Annotated in this window: 11 protein-coding genes; 9 read left to right on the top strand and 2 right to left on the bottom strand. The window is 70.8% G+C overall.

The window, feature by feature from the left end:
* Positions 1–31 precede the first annotated feature (31 nt).
* The 9 genes from lgt to AB0J39_RS08335 all read left to right on the top strand — a co-directional run bounded on the left by lgt (position 32) and on the right by AB0J39_RS08335 (position 13,167).
* The gene (gene lgt, locus AB0J39_RS08375; protein WP_363462753.1) at positions 32–868 is read left to right on the top strand and encodes a prolipoprotein diacylglyceryl transferase; all 837 of its coding nucleotides are present in this window, start codon (positions 32–34) and stop codon (positions 866–868) included.
* Between the two features lie 329 nt (positions 869–1,197).
* Positions 1,198–2,616, top strand: a complete 1,419-nt coding sequence (locus AB0J39_RS08370; protein ID WP_363462752.1) for a cellulase family glycosylhydrolase — start codon at positions 1,198–1,200, stop codon at positions 2,614–2,616.
* A gap of 776 nt (positions 2,617–3,392) precedes the next feature.
* Positions 3,393–4,898, top strand: a complete 1,506-nt coding sequence (locus tag AB0J39_RS08365; RefSeq protein WP_363462751.1) for an endo-1,4-beta-xylanase — start codon at positions 3,393–3,395, stop codon at positions 4,896–4,898.
* A gap of 356 nt (positions 4,899–5,254) precedes the next feature.
* Complete coding sequence (locus AB0J39_RS08360; RefSeq protein ID WP_363462750.1) at positions 5,255–6,385, top strand: lytic polysaccharide monooxygenase; 1,131 nt, start codon at positions 5,255–5,257, stop codon at positions 6,383–6,385.
* Positions 6,386–6,799: 414 nt separating this feature from the next.
* On the top strand, positions 6,800–8,725 hold the full coding sequence (locus tag AB0J39_RS08355; RefSeq protein ID WP_363462749.1) for a BTAD domain-containing putative transcriptional regulator: 1,926 nt from the start codon (positions 6,800–6,802) through the stop codon (positions 8,723–8,725).
* A gap of 148 nt (positions 8,726–8,873) precedes the next feature.
* Positions 8,874–10,307: an aminotransferase class III-fold pyridoxal phosphate-dependent enzyme gene (locus AB0J39_RS08350; protein WP_363462748.1), complete on the top strand. Its 1,434-nt coding sequence runs from the start codon at positions 8,874–8,876 to the stop codon at positions 10,305–10,307.
* A complete protein-coding gene (locus AB0J39_RS08345) occupies positions 10,289–11,329 on the top strand; it encodes an NAD-dependent epimerase/dehydratase family protein (protein WP_363462747.1) in 1,041 nt (346 codons plus the stop codon). Before AB0J39_RS08350 ends, AB0J39_RS08345 begins: the two co-directional genes overlap by 19 nt.
* 15 nt (positions 11,330–11,344) lie before the next feature.
* Complete coding sequence (locus tag AB0J39_RS08340; protein ID WP_363462746.1) at positions 11,345–12,328, top strand: UbiA prenyltransferase family protein; 984 nt, start codon at positions 11,345–11,347, stop codon at positions 12,326–12,328.
* Positions 12,329–12,369: 41 nt separating this feature from the next.
* Positions 12,370–13,167 (top strand): BTAD domain-containing putative transcriptional regulator, encoded by a 798-nt coding sequence (locus tag AB0J39_RS08335; protein WP_363462745.1) that lies wholly within the window; start codon positions 12,370–12,372, stop codon positions 13,165–13,167.
* Here the strand turns inward: AB0J39_RS08335 and AB0J39_RS08330 are convergent.
* The gene (locus AB0J39_RS08330) at positions 13,148–14,227 is read right to left on the bottom strand and encodes an endonuclease/exonuclease/phosphatase family protein (protein ID WP_363462770.1); all 1,080 of its coding nucleotides are present in this window, start codon (positions 14,225–14,227) and stop codon (positions 13,148–13,150) included. The two genes, AB0J39_RS08335 and AB0J39_RS08330, sit on opposite strands and share 20 nt — an antisense overlap.
* A 130-nt stretch (positions 14,228–14,357) precedes the next feature.
* Positions 14,358–15,398, bottom strand: coding sequence for a glycosyltransferase family 2 protein (locus AB0J39_RS08325; protein WP_363462744.1), 1,041 nt, complete (start codon positions 15,396–15,398; stop codon positions 14,358–14,360).

The following is a 15,398-nucleotide window of genomic DNA, read 5'->3' as shown; positions in this document are numbered from 1 at the left end:
CGCCGGCCTCACGTTGACTAGCCTCACCGGCATGCCCCTCGCCTCGATTCCCAGCCCTTCCGAAGGGGTCTGGTATCTCGGATTCATCCCGATCCGGGCCTACGCATTGTGCTTCATTGTGGCGATCGTCTTCGGCACCTGGCTCAGCGAGCGCCGCTGGCGCGCCCGCGGCGGCGAGAAGGGCGCGATCAGCGACATCGCGGTCCCCGGGGTCATCTTCGGCCTCATCGGCGCCCGCCTCTACCACGTCATCACCGACTGGCAGACCTACTTCGGCCCGCGCGCGATCAAGGAGCCGTACCGGGCGCTGTTCATCTGGGAAGGCGGGCTCAGCATCTGGGGCGCGGTCGCCCTGGGAGGCGTGGGCGTGTGGCTGGCATGCCGCCGCAGGGGGCTGCCTCTGGGCGCCGTGGCCGACGCGATCGCGCCCAGCCTCGCGTTCGGGCAGGCGATCGCCCGCTGGGGCAACTGGTTCAACCAGGAGCTGTACGGCGGTCCGACCACGCTGCCGTGGGGCCTGGAGATCGACCAGGCACACGGCGGCGAGCCGGGGGTGCTCTACCACCCGACCTTCCTGTACGAGTCGCTGTGGGACGCGGCGCTCGGTTTCGCACTGATCCTGGCCGGCAGGCGGTTCACGCCGCGCCACGGCCGCCTGTTCGCCCTCTACGTCGCCGGCTACACGTTCGGGCGGTTCTGGATCGAAGGGCTGCGGGTCGACCCGGTGGGCGGTGTGGATCACGCGGTGACGCTCCTGGGGCTGCGGATCAACCAGTGGACCTCGGTCGTGCTGTTCGCCGGCGCGCTGGTCTACCTCTGGACGACCCGCGACAAGGAAGACGAACGGATCGCGCTGCCGGCCCCCTGATTCGGAGTGGGACCGCCCGTTCCAGCGCGGAGCAGGGGTGAAACATTCATCGCCGTCGTGACGGCCGGCTTTCCCCATGCTCACGCGAAGCGCCTGTTCGAGCGGCATTCCACGCGGGCGAGGTGAGAACAGGGCAAACCTCACCTCGTTGACTCATCCCTCCTCGCCGGGATTGGCTCACCGCGGCAGACACCACCTGCGGACATCGGCATCGCGAAACGTCAGCGCCAGGACACCGCTCTCGCGCCGGCGCCGGTCCTCAACTGGTGTCCCACCAGGGCGTATTCGTCGCCCCGAGGAACATCACCTCCCGGAAAGTGGAAACATCTATGCGACAAGTCAGCTCATTGCGCCACCGATTGAGCCTGTCGGCCGCCGCCGTCGCCGCGCTGGTGGCGGCGGGTACCGGTGTGGCCGGCACGCACGCCGCGTCGGCGGCCGCGGCCGGATGCCAGGTCAGCTACACGGTCACCAACCAGTGGCAAGGCGGCTTCGGCGCGAGCGTCAGCGTCCGCAACCTCGGTGACCCGATCAACGGGTGGAAGCTGACCTGGTCGTTCCCGGCCGGGCAGACCATCACCCAGCTGTGGAACGGCACCCCCACCCAGTCCGGCTCCCAGGTCACGGTGACCAACCTGTCCTACAACGGCGCCCTCCCCAGCGGGGGCAGCACGGAATTCGGGTTCAACGGCAGCTGGAACGGCTCCAACCCGAAGCCGTCCAGCTTCGCGCTGAACGGCGTGACCTGCACCGGCGGTGTGACGTCCGCCTCCCCGTCTCCCTCTCCCTCGTCCTCCCCCACGCGCTCGCCCTCGCCCTCGCCGAGCCCCAGCGTCACGCCGGGCACCGGCACTCCCGTCGAACGGCACGGCCAGCTGCACGTCTGCGGCACCACGATGTGCGACAAGAACAACGCGAAGGTCCAGCTGCGCGGCGTGAGCAGCATGTGGCTCAACTGGGAGACCGCTCCGTACGCCGAGAACCTGTCCGCGCTGAAGTGGATGCGGGACAACTGGAACCTGCAGGTCTTCCGTGCCGCGATGGGCGTGGAGCCGGCCGGCGCCTACCTGAGCGACCCGAACAAGGCCCGCGCGCAGGTGGAGACGATCATCAACAACGCGGTCGCCGCCGGGGTGTACGTGATCGTGGACTTCCACGCGCATGAGGCCCACAAGGAGCAGGCGCAGGCGGTGGCGTTCTTCTCCGACCTGGCCAAGCGCTACGGCCACCTGCCCAACGTCATCTGGGAGGACTGGAACGAGCCGCTGCAGCTCAGCTGGACCGGCGTGCTGAAGCCGTACCACCAGGCGGTCGTGTCCGCGATCCGCGCCGCCGATCCGGACAACATCATCGTGCTGGGCACCCCGACCTGGTCGCAGGACGTGGACACCGCGGCGACCAGCCCCGTCTCCGGCACCAACCTGATGTACACGCTGCACTTCTACTCGTGCACGCACGGCGCCTCCCTGCGCGCCAAGGGCGACGCGGCGATCAGGGCCGGGCTGCCGCTGTTCGTCACCGAGTGGGGCGCGAGCAACGCCGACGGCGGCCTCGACGGCAGGGTCTGCCTCGACGAGGCGCAGACCTGGATCAACTGGATGAAGGCGAACGGCATCTCCTGGACCGCCTGGAAGCTCGACGTCGGCACCGACTCCACCAACATCCTCTCCAGCGGCGCGCCGGTCACCGGCGGGTGGAACAACTACCTGCACGGCCACGCCCCGTTCGTCGTCGCCAACATGAAGTAGACGACGTTCCCGACGCTGTCCGCCCCGCCTTCACGGGCGGGGCCGATCGGCACGTGCCGCGACCGCCCCCGGATGCCCGGGATCGGGAAGCCTGCCGCGCAGGCCACGGCGGCGAAGACCGATGAAGCGGGCCGGTCGGTGGTCACGGCCCGGCGGACTCGCGCCGGCATCGGCAGCGGGCCAGGACATGGTGTCTGTCCGGGTCACGCGGTCACCGGTCGCCGAAGTCCTACGCGCAATGATTGTTAACGTTCACACTTCACATGTCGTTCACGGTCGCCTCTCCCTCGGACGGGTGGAGGTGGTGGTGGCCGGAGCAAATCCGAGGCCGGGATGCGCTGTCAAGAGGACCGTCACTCGCCGGGCCGGCGCACATGGGCGCGATGCGCCCATCTGGGCATCGAGATCACCGTGCGCGGGAACTCGTCGCATCAAGTTGAAAGTTTCATCGTTCACCGCCTCGGCCGACGCCGGTTCACCCCTTTTCGCGGGCACGCGGCGACGACGTCCTCGAAAATGTTTCGCGCCCTGGACACGGGCTAGGCCCCCTCGTGGAGCGAAAGTGCCGAAACTTTTCTAAATAGTCTTGACACATTTCGGCGTGGTTCCCACACTGAGTCCCCAAGGCGGTCCCCCTGCCCGGTGGTGGTGCACTGCAGGGGGCCCGCATCTACGACGCCCTCGTGGTGTGCGCTCCCGACGGAGCGCGGCGTCGATTCCACGGGATCCCCCCGTGTGTCCCCTCTTATCGTTCGTTCAGCTATGGAGGCTCAGGCATGGGCGCAAACGCCTTAACCCCGTCTGGAAGCCCGCGTTCCGTCAACAGCTGGCGCCGGGCCCTGGTCGCCGGCGCGATCGGCGTGCTCGGCGCGGCCTCGGCACTGGTGACGGTGTCGGTTCCCGCCGACGCGGCGGCCAGCACACTGGCCGCGGCGGCCCAGCAGAGCGGCCGCTACTTCGGCACCGCCATCGCCGGCGGCAAACTCGGTGACGGGACCTACACCGGCATCGCGAACCGTGAGTTCGACATGATCACGGCCGAGAACGAGATGAAGATCGACGCGACCGAGCCGAACCCGGGCCAGTTCAACTTCAGCGCCGGCGACCGCATCTACAACTGGGCGACGCAGAACGGCAAGAAGATGCGCGGCCACACCCTGGCCTGGCACAACCAGCAGCCCGGCTGGATGCAGAGCATGTCCGGCAGTTCGCTGCGCCAGGCGATGATCAACCACATCAACGGCGTCCTGAACCACTACAAGGGCAAGATCCCCTACTGGGACGTTGTCAACGAGGCGTACGCCGACGGCAACTCCGGTGGCCGCCGCGACTCGAACCTGCAGCGCACCGGCAACGACTGGATCGAGGTCGCCTTCCGCACCGCGCGGGCCGCCGACCCGTCCGCCAAGCTCTGCTACAACGACTACAACATCGACAACTGGACCTGGGCCAAGACGCAGGGCGTCTACAACATGGTCAAGGACTTCAAGCAGCGCGGCGTGCCGATCGACTGCGTCGGCCTGCAGTCGCACTTCAACAGCCAGAGCCCGTACAACAGCAACTACCGCACCACCATCTCCCAGTTCGCCGCCCTCGGCGTGGACGTCGCCATCACCGAGCTGGACATCCAGGGCGGTTCGGCCTCGACCTACGCCAGCGTGGTCAACGACTGCCTCGCCGTCTCCCGCTGCATCGGCGTCACCGTGTGGGGCGTGCGCGACAGCGACTCCTGGCTGGGCGCGAACACCACCCCTCTGCTGTTCGACAGCAACGGCAACAAGAAGGCCGCCTACAACTCGGTGCTGAACGCCCTCAACGCCGCCTCACCGAACCCTCCCACCTCGCCCAGCCCCGGCACCTCGCCCAGCCCCGGCACCTCGCCCACCCCTGGCGGGAACGGCAGCGGCCCGATCAGGGGTGTCGCCTCCGGGCGATGCCTGGACGTGCCGAACGCGAGCACCTCGGACGGCACCGCGGTGCAGATCTGGGACTGCAACGGCCAGACCAACCAGACGTGGAGCTCCACCTCTGCCGGTGAAATCCGCGTGTACGGCAACAAGTGTCTCGACGCGGCCGGCACCGGCAACGGCGCCAAGATCCAGATCTACTCCTGCTGGGGCGGCGACAACCAGAAGTGGCGCGTCAACTCCGACGGCAGCATCCAGGGCGTCCAGTCCGGGCTGTGCCTCGACGCCGTCGGCGCCGGCACCGGCAACGGCACCCAGCTCCAGCTGTACTCCTGCCACGGCGGCAACAACCAGAAGTGGACCTGGAACCGATAACCAGGCCCTGACGGGCGAGCCGACCCGGCACGTCACTCTGGTCCACGGCCCGCCACGCCGGTCTCTCCCGGCGTGGCGGACGACCTGACGAATCGGATCGATCTCACCCCTGACACTTCCCCGGCCTCCGGTGCGGCGCGATCCGCCGCACCGGAGGCCTTGTCGTGCTCCGGACCGGTTGAAACTTTCTGCGTCCCTGTCGGGTCTCCCCCCGCATGCCCAGGTCGGCGGCGTGCTCCTTTTTCGCGGCTCTCGTCCGGTTGCCGACGCTGACTCGGTTGCGCAACGGTGTGCGAGGCCGGCGGTCAAGAGATCGCGTCCTACGCCGGCGACTGTTCAGAAGGAGACTCGTGCGGATGAAGAGGTTGCGTATGCTCCTCCCCCCAAGTGACCGGATCCACAGAACCGGCCCGGGCGACCCGGGACCGGGCGGGGAGCGCCGGTCCCGCGGCCTGACCCGGGCGGGGCGGATGGTCGTCGCGATGGCGGCCGCGCTCCTGCTGACCCCTCTTCTGGCTTCCCCCGCTTCGGCGCACGGCGCCGTCAGTGACCCGCCCGCCCGGCAGTACGGCTGCTACACGCGCTGGGCCAGCGAGTGGCAGTCCCCGCGGATGGCCGCAGAGGACCCGATGTGCTACAAGGCCTGGCAGGCCGATCCCAGCGCGATGTGGAACTGGAACGGGCTGCTGCGGGACGGCGTCGCCGGTCAGTACCAGACCGCCGTACCCGACGGTCAGCTGTGCAGCGGCGGCCTGACCGCCGACGGCCGGTACGCCGCGATGGACGAGCCGGGCCCGTGGAAGACGGTGGACAAGCCCAACCGCTTCACTCTCAACCTGCTGGACGGATCGTCCCACGGCGCCGACTTCATCCGCGTCTACGTCACCAAGCAGGGGTTCGACCCCACCAAGCAGCGGCTGAAGTGGAGTGACCTGGAGATGGTCACCCAGACGGGCAGGATGCCGACCGGAAGCACGACGCCCGTCGAGGTGTACGCCCCGGGCCGCACCGGTCACCACATCGTCTTCACCCTGTGGCAGGCCAGCCACCTCGACCAGTCGTACTACTTCTGCAGCGACGTCAACTTCACCGGCGGTCCGGGCTCCTCGCCGTCTCCGACGCCCACGCCGTCCCCGACGCCCACCCCCACGCCGTCTCCGACGCCCACGCCCACCCCGACTCCGACCGGCTCCCTGGGCTGCTCGGCCACCTACCGGGTGGCCTCGCAGTGGCCCGGCGGCTTCCAGGCCGAGGTACGTGTGTCCGCCGGCTCCTCGGCGATCACCCGTTGGACCGTGACCTGGACCTTCGCCAACGGGGAGACGGTCGCCTCGGCGTGGAACGCGACCGTGACCACGAGCGGATCCACCATCAGCGCCCGCAACGCCGCCCATAACGGCTCGCTCGGCGCCGGCGCGGGCACCACGTTCGGGTTCATCGGCTCCGGAACCAGCGGCACCCCCACCCTCGGCTGCGTCGCCGCCTGATCCGACGGCTCGTCGCACCCACTTCGCACATCCCGGCGCCCGGGAGGGGCGGGGCGATCGCCCCGTACCTCCCGGGCGCACTCGTGCCCGCCGGCGGCCGCGGCGAGCGCGACCGGGCTTCCGCACGGCCGATTATGCGCCGGTCCTTTCATGGCGCCGGCACCGCAGTCGACCCCTAGAAAGAAGGCCGATCCCCGCGCCGATATAAATAAGGAAAGCCCGTAACACCACATGTCCGCATACTGTCCACAGAATTCCGGCGGGCCCGGAATTCGTGTGACGTAATAGCATTATTCCTTTTACGCGAGTACCATCCGCAGGCCGATTTTCCCGATCATAGTTCCAAACAAATCAGCCTTTATCGGCATTTGTACGGTTCCTGTCGGTGAACGCCGGGCACTGCAGGGTGATCACATGGATTTCAAGATCCTCGGACCGATCGAGGTCCGCACCTCCCACGGGACCCCGCTCCCGCTCGGGCGGCGCAAACAGCGGGTGCTGCTCGCCGCCCTGCTGCTCAACGCCGGCAGGGCGATCCCGAGCAAACGGATGCTCGACTGGCTGTGGGGCGAACGGGCCCCCGCCGCCGCCGAGTCGAACCTGTACACCTACATCTCCGCGCTGCGCAGGGTGCTCGGCGCCCCGTCCCGCATCGAGGCGGGCTGCAACGGGTACGTGCTGCGGGTCATGCCCGGCGAGGTCGACGTCACGTTGTTCGAGGACCTCGCCGAGCAGGGCCTGCGCGCGCTGTCCGAAGGGCGGCACGACACCGCGCTCGAACGGCTGACCCGGGCCCTCGGCCTGTGGCGCGGCGAGTCCGTCCTGGAGGGGCTGCCCCTGCCCGCACCGCTGCGCGGCGAGGCGGCGCGCCTGGAGCGGCTGCGGGCGGTCGTCCAGGACGCCTCGCTGGAGGCCCGGCGCGCGCTCGGCCGGCACGGCGAGATGCTCGCCGACCTGGAGACCCTCACCAGCAGAGACCCGTTGAACGAGCGCCTCCGGGCACACCTCATGCTGGCCCTGTACCGCTCCGGCCGCCGGGCGGACGCGCTGGCGGCCTACCAGCACGCGCGGGGGGTGCTCGCGGCCGAGCTCGGCATCGACCCCGGCCCGGATCTGCGGCGCATGCACCAGCGGATCCTCGTGGACGACCCCGCCCTGGCGCCGCCCGAGGCGAGCGCCGCCCTCAGGCCTCCCGCCCCGGCGGAGCTGCCCATCGACTGCCGGGCCTTCACCGGCAGGACCGCCGAGATCGCCCGCCTGCGGGCGGCGCTGACCTCGGCCGGTCCGGGCGCGGTCGCGGTCTCGGCGATCACGGGCGCGGCGGGGACCGGCAAGTCGGCGCTGGCCGTGCACGTCGCCCACCAGGTCGCGGACCGCTTCCCGGACGGGCAGCTCTACGTGGACCTGCACGGCTCCACACCCGACGTCGCACCGCTGAACCCCGCCGACGTGCTGGCCCGCCTGCTGCGCTCCCTCGGCGACGACAGGACCGTCCGGCCCGACGTGGACGAGGTGGCGGCGCGGTTCCGTTCGCTGACCGGCGGCAGGCACCTGTTGCTCCTGCTCGACAACGCCTGCGACGCCGCGCAGGTCCGCCCGCTGCTGCCGGCGAGCCCAACCTGCCGGGTGCTGATCACGGCCCGCAGGACGCTCACCTCGTTGGACGCCGTGTCGCATTTTCCCCTCGGCGTCATGACCGAGGACGAGACCTGCATGCTGCTCGGGCACCTGATCGGGCCGGAACGCGTCGCCGCCGACCCGCGGGCGGCGCGCGCCATCGTGCGGCTGTGCGGAGGGCTGCCGCTGGCGGTCCGGATCGCCGCCGCCCGGCTGATCGCCCGGCCGGGCCTGTCGCTGCGCGCCCTGGCGGACCGGCTCGCGGTGGAGGACCACCGCCTGTCCGAACTCCAGACCGACGACCGGGCCGTGCGGCCGTGCTTCATGACGAGCTACCGAAGGCTCGACCCTGAGTCCTCCCGCATGTTCCGGCTGCTCAGCCTGGCCGGCGGCTCGGCCGTCAGCGTCGCGGCCGCCGCGGCCCTGGCCGACCGCACGGAGCCGCGCACCGCCGACCTGCTGGACCGCCTCGCCGACGCGCACCTTCTTGAGGCGTGTGACCAGGACTGGTACGGCATGCACGACCTGCTCCGCCTGTTCGCGCGCGAGCGGGCCCGGGAGGAGGAGACCGAGGAGGACCAGGCGCAGGCCGTGCGGCGGTTGCTGCGCAGCATCTGGTCGCCGCCCGGTCCGCCTGCCCGCGGGGACCGCGAGCGGCTGCGACCGGTGGGCCACCCGGTCCACGGGAAATCCTCCGCGGGAATCGTGAGATCCGACCGATGATCCGCCGCGGCCGATTCCGGCCGCTTTTTCTTTCCGCCGCCCCGCTCCTCCACACCGACCTACACGCGTTCGTGTGGGGTGGGGTGTGGCCGCGTTCACCAGCATTGGCTACGTGCAATTTCCTAGCACGTAAGGGGATGGGCGGAACGTGTCTGAACTGATCGGCCTCGACGCGTGTGAGAACCTCACCGTGAAACAGGTCCAGGACCTGTACAAGAAGTACGTCAGCCGCAGTCAGGTCAATCTCATGACCTCCTTCGGCTTCGGCCGGGAACTCGTCGAGCGCGCGGAGGGCGCCTGGATCTGGACCCGCGACGGGCGGAAGGTCCTCGACGTCACCGGCGGGGTCGGGGTGCTCAACCACGGCCACAACCACCCCCGCATCCTGGAGGCGCGGCGCCGGTTCGCCGAGCGGCGGCGCATGGAGGTGCACAAGGCGTTCTTCTCGCCGTACGTGGCCGCGCTGAGCCACAACATGGCCGAGGTGCTGCCGGGCGACCTGAACATCTCCTACTTCCCGAACTCGGGCGCGGAGGCCAACGAGGGAGCCGTCAAGCTGGCGTACAAGTACCACGAGGGGCGGCGCAACACGATCCTGCGCTCCGACATCAGCTTCCACGGCAAGACCCTCGGCGCGGGGAGCCTGACGGGCTCGGCCGAGAACTCCTTCCGCTTCCCCGGCCTTCCGGGCATCGCCGTGTACCCCTACGGCGACGTCGCGGCCGTCCGCGAGCTGATCGAGAACGCCCGCACTCCGGACGGGAAGTGCGACGTCTACGCGATCATGGCCGAGCCGTACAGCGCGTCGAGCATGCGCTGCTGGTCCGAGGCGGACCTGTACGAGCTGCGGCGGCTCTGCGACGCGAACGACATCATGCTCATCTTCGACGAGGTCTACACGGGGTGGGGCAAGACGGGCAGCCTCTTCTACTTCATGCGCTACCCCGACCTCCTGCCCGACGTCCTCGTGTACTCCAAGTCGCTCGGCGGCGGAAAGGCGTCGATCTCCGGGTACACCGCGCGAGAGCCGGTCTTCCGCAAGGCGTACGACCGTCTCTCCGACGTCATCCTGCACAGCACGACCTACTACGGGTTCGGCGAGGAGACCGTCACCGCCATCGAGGCGATCAACATCGCGATCGAGGAGGACTACCCCGCCAGGGCGCGGCAGATCGAGCGCGTCCTGCGGCCCGGCCTGGAGAACATCGCCAAGCGCCATCACGACGTGGTCGGCCGCGTGAGCGGCGTGGGCGCGCTGTGGGGGGTGTTCCTCGCCGGCGGCCCCAGGATCCTCGACCTGGCCGGCAAGCTCGCGCCCGGCTTCTCCCACGATCCGCGGTTCCGCACCAAGTTGATCACCCTCTCGGTGATCGCGGACCTCTACCGCGAGCACGGCATCGTCTCCTACTACAGCCCGAACGCCGACAATCCCCTCGTCGTCGCGCCGACCCTCGTCATCGAGCCCGAAGAGCTCGAGTTCTTCCTGGAGAGCCTCGACAAGACGCTGTCCAAGGGCCTGCCGCGGCTGCTCAGCCGGTTCGTACGAGAGAAGGTGGGGTCGCGGTGGTCCAGCGGATCGTAGTCACCGGCAGCGCCGGAATGCTCGGCGGCACCCTGGCCCGCCGGCTCGTCGTCGACGGACACGACGTGCTCGGGGTGGACCTGCGCCCGCAGGCCGACCCGCTGCTCGCGGCGCGTCACCGGTGCGGCGACGTACGCGACCTGCGGCTGTTGCGCGAGGCGATGACCGGGGCGGACGTGGTCGTCCACTGCGCCGGCGCGCTGCCGAGCTACCCGGCCGAGCAGATCCACGACCTCATCGTCGGGGGCACCCACACCGTCCTGGAGGCCGCGCGCCTGACCGGCGTGGAGCGGATGGTCCACATCTCCTCCACGGCCGTGTACGGGCTGCCGACGCTCGTCCCCACCCCGGAGGACCACCCGCGCGAGCCGGTCGATCCCTACACGAGGGCGAAGGCCGAGGCGGAGGAACTGGCCGAGAAGTACCGTGCCGGGGGAATGTGCCTGCCCATCCTGCGCCCCAAGACCTTCCTCGGCCCCGGCCGGATGGGCCTGTTCGCGATGCTCTTCGAATGGGCCGAGGAGGGGCGCAACTTCCCCGTCCTCGGCAAGGGCGACAAGCGCGTGCAGATGTTCGCCGTCGAGGACCTGGTGGACGCCATCGTCGGCGTCCTCGACGCGCCGGCCGACGTCGCCAACGACACCTACAACCTGGCGGCCGCCGAGTTCGGCACGCTGCGCGAGGACTTCCAGGCGGTGCTCGACGCGGCCGGCCACGGCAGGCGGGTCGTCTCGGTGCCCGCCGGCCCGGCCCTGGCCGGGCTCCGGCTGCTGGAACGCACCCGGCTGTCCCCGGTGTACGGACGGCTGGTGCGCAAGCTGCTCGCCGACTCCTACGTCAGCATCGACAAGGCCCGCGAACGGCTCGGCTTCCGCCCACGACTGTCCAACCGGGACGCCATCCTCCGTACGTACGCGTGGTGGCGGGAGCAGCGCGCGGCCGGGTCGGCGCGCGGCGCGGGCCAGACGAGCCGCGACGCGTGGCGGCAGGGCGCGCTGTCGCTGGCGAGAGTCTTCTTCTGAGCTGACGGGGAGAGCATGCGCGTCGTCGAATCGGCAGACCTTCCGGGCAGCCCGGAGCGTCCGCACCAGGCGCAGGACCGGGTCGTACGGACCCGGAGCCGCCTCGTCGCGGACCTCGCCGGCCTGATCCGCCCGTCCCACGCGGCCAAGGCGATCCTCCTCGTCCCCGTGGCGCTCATCGGCGCCCCCGCCTACGGCCTGGCCGAGGTGACGGGCGTCGTCTCGGCCACGGTGGCCTTCATCGTCGCCTCGGCCGCCGTCTACATCGGCAACGACATCGCCGACCGGCACCGCGACCGGCACCATCCCGTCAAGCGCCACCGTCCCATCGCGGCCGGCCGGGTGGGCGTGGTGACCGCGGGCGCCTGCTGCGCCGTCCTGCTGGCGCTGCTCGCCGTGATCGTCGCCCAGGCCCCGGCGTCGTACTGGCCGGTGCTGGTGTATCTCCTGCTCAACATCGCCTACAGTCGCATCCTCAAGCACCTGCCGCTCATCGACGTGGGGACGGTGGCGGCCGGCTTCGTCCTGCGCGTCGTGCAGGGGTTCGAGGTGACCGGAGGCCGGGCGCCCGCCTGGCTGCTGATCACCGTGTTCTCGATGTCCCTGCTGCTGCTGCTCGGCAAGCGCCGCCAGGAACTGCTGCACGGCGGATCCGTCCACCGGCCCGCGCTGCGCGGCTACTCGATGGAGCTGACCAACTGGCTGCTCCAGATCGCCTCCGTGCTCGCCCTCGTCTCCGGCCTGATGTACCTGCGTGACGAGGGGCCGTTCGGACCCCAGCACGGTCAGACGGCGATGATGCTGTCCACGCCGTTCGCGCTGTTCGCGCTGTTCCGCTACCTGCAGATCCAGCTGATGGACAAGGAGGGCGGCGACCCGGTCCGCATCCTGCTGCGCGACCGCGTCATGGTCGCGAACTCGATGGTGTGGGCCGCGACCCTGGGTGTGACGCTCGCGCTCGTCCACCACCCGTCCCTGGCGGCCGCCCTCTCGTGGTGAGAGCGACATGGAGCGACATGGAGCGACATGGAAGGAAGCCGATGGACGTCCGCTTGCTGGGACCGGTCGAGGTGACCCTGGACGGCCGCCGCGTCCCCCTGGGGCCGCCACAGCGGCACGCGGTGCTGGCCGCACTCGCGGTCGACGCCGACCGTCCCGTGTCGCTCCGTACGATGATCGAGCGGGTCTGGGACGACCCGCCCGATCGGGCGACCGATTCGCTGTACGCCCACATAGCCCGGCTGCGGCAGGCGCTGACCGGGACCGGGGTCGGCATCGCGCGCCGCGGCGGCGGGTACGCGCTCGAGGTCGACCCCGAGCGGGTGGACGCCCACCGGTTCCGCCGGCTGACCAGGCAGGCGCAGAACGCCCGGGACGACACCGTACGGGCCGCGCTGCTCGCCGAGGCCATGGAGCTGTGGCGCGGCGCGCCGCTGACCGGCGTCCCGGGCGACTGGGCGGCCCGCATGCGGTACAGCATCGAGCAGCAGTTCGTCGGCGCCCTCGCCACCTGGGCCCAGGCGCACCTGCGCCAGGGCCGCCCCGACATGGTGGTCGCCGAGCTCACCCCGCTGGTGCCGCATTACCCGCTCGCGGAGCCCCTCGCGAACATGCTGATGCGCGGCCTGTGGGCCCTCGGCCGCACCGCGGAGGCGGTCGCCCTGTACGCCCGTCTGCGCGGGTATCTCGCCGACCGCCTGGGCGTCGAGCCGGGCCCCGAACTGCGCGCGCTGCACCTGCGGATGCTGCGCGGCGACGCGGAACCGCTCGTGCGGACGGGCCTGCGGGCTCAGCCGCGCGACCTGCTGCTGGCCCAGGTCAGCGAGTCAGTGAGATGACCAGACGCTGGCCGCTGTGGTCGGACTGGCCGTCGGAGGGCACCAGCCGATACTCGTGTACGGCGACCTCCGGGCTGGTGAACGCCCAGTCGATCCGCCACAGGGGCCACCGCTCGTCCCAGGTGGCGGGGTAGAGCGAGTCCATCGCGGGGGCGGCGTCGGTCAGCCGCCGTGGCAGCAGGCGCATGATGCCCATGGCCGGGGAGGCGTTGAAGTCCCCGGCCAGGAAGGCCGGCAGCGGGTTCGCCCGGACGTCGGCCGCGAGCGCGCGGAGGTTGGCCTCGCGCGCCTCGTGCTGGGTGCGGTTGAGGCGGCGGGGGTCGAGGCCCGGCGGCGACGAGTCGACGGGCGTGTTGATGTGCGCGTTGTAGAACGAGACCGTCCTGCCGCCGACGCGCAGGTCCGTGCGCAGCGTCTTCACCGTGTGGAAGCCGGGCCAGCCGGAGCCGGGCGGCACGGGCGTGTCGCGGCCGTCATCGAGCCACGGGCGCAGGTCGAGGCCGCGCTGCGCGACGATCGGGAAGCGCGACAGCGTCACCAGCTCGCTCACCGTGGCGACGTGGTAGCCCGGGAACTCGCGGCGCAGCCTGTCGAGGTCGTTCACCCGGATCGGCCGGGAGTCGGCGCCGAAATAGACGTACTCCTGCAGCAGGAGCACGTCGGCGTGCTGGGCCCGCAGATAGCGGTAGAAACCCTCGACGTCCCGCCTGGGCGTGCCGGTGGGCGGGGGCATCGGCTGTCCGCCCGCCGCCGGCTGGTCCCAATACCAGGTGTTCCAGGAGAACACGCTGATCGCGTCCGGCGGAGCGGGGGCCGCGCGGTGCCACAGCGAGGCGAGGTTGAGCCCGCCGGCGCCCCCGCCCAGCACCAGTGACACCAGAGCCATCGCGAGAGCCGTACGGCGTGCGCGGCGCGCCACCGCGACCGCGGCGAGCAGCACCACGGGCACGGCCGCGAACGCCAGCGGCGGGACGAGCTCGGGGACCTGCCACCACCAGACCCGGCCGGACAGCGCGCGGTGCAGCCCCGCGAACATCAGCCAGGCCGCCGCCGCCGGCATCACCACCGGGATCCTCCGGCGGGCCCTCGGAGCGCCCAGGGACCCGCCCGGTCGCGTCGCGACCCGTGTGCCGCCGGTCATGCGCCGCGCCCCGTGCCGGAGCGCGGCGCGACGGGCACGGCGAGCGCCGTCACACGGCCTCCCCGAGGGCCGGGGAGCGCACGGGCAGGTCGGGGTCGTAGAGCCGGCGGAACCTCGCCGAGCACAGCCAGCGCGCGGCTCCGGCGGCCACACCGGCCGCGATGGTCACGTTCACCAGGAAGTGCACGGCGCCGAAGTAGAGCAGGAACAGCGGGCCGCGCCGGCGCAGCACGAAGCGGTACATGCCGAGGTCGGCCGCGACCGACGCGGCCAGGGCGAGGGCCGGGAGCGCGGCGCCGGCCGCCCCGAGCGGCACCGCCACCGGTATCGCGGCCAGCGCCGCCAGCGCGGCGAGGCTGCCGCCGGCCCTGCTGGAGGTCTCGAACCCGCGGGCGAACCGGCGCCGCCGCGCGTACAGCGGAACCCGGGCGCGGCCACGCCGGTACAGCTTGCGCAGCAGGCCGGGCAGTTCGTGGTCGTGGTCGTGCCGCGAGCGGATCGCCGACGTGAGCACCATCCTGTATCGCTGGGTGAGGCGGTGGCCGTAGTCGACCTCCTCGGTCTCGCGCAGCTGGGTGTTGAACGGCCCGATCTCGTCGAATACACGGCGGGGCATCGCCATGAGCGCCGGGAACAGGAACGAGATGGGCCCCTCGGAGCTCGCCGTCCAGTAGTGGTACTGCAGCGCGCGGTATTCCTCGACGAGACTGTGACGGATCAGCGGCTCGGGGTCGTGGATGCTGCACACCGCCCCCAGTCGCGGATCGGCGGCGAGCATGCCCACGGCGACCTCGACGGCGTCGGGATAGGCGGCCACGTCGGAGTCCACGAACACCAGGATTTCACCACGGGCGTGCGCGGCGCCCAGGTTTCGCGCCCCCGCCACCCCCATGTTGCGTTCCGTACGGACGACTCGGACGCCGAGCCGCCGCGCGACCTCGACCGAGTCGTCGGTGCTGCCGTCGTCCACCACGATCAGCTCGATCGCCCGGTAGGTCTGCGCCTGCATCGCCCGCAGGCACAGCTCCAGGGAGGCGGCGTAGTTGTAGTTGGGCACGATCACGGAGACCAGCGGCGAGTGTTCGGTCAT

It is taken from the genome of Microbispora sp. NPDC049633, assembly GCF_040675265.1.
Lineage (GTDB): Bacteria > Actinomycetota > Actinomycetes > Streptosporangiales > Streptosporangiaceae > Microbispora > Microbispora maris.
This window is presented reverse-complemented; position numbering and strand designations above follow the sequence as displayed.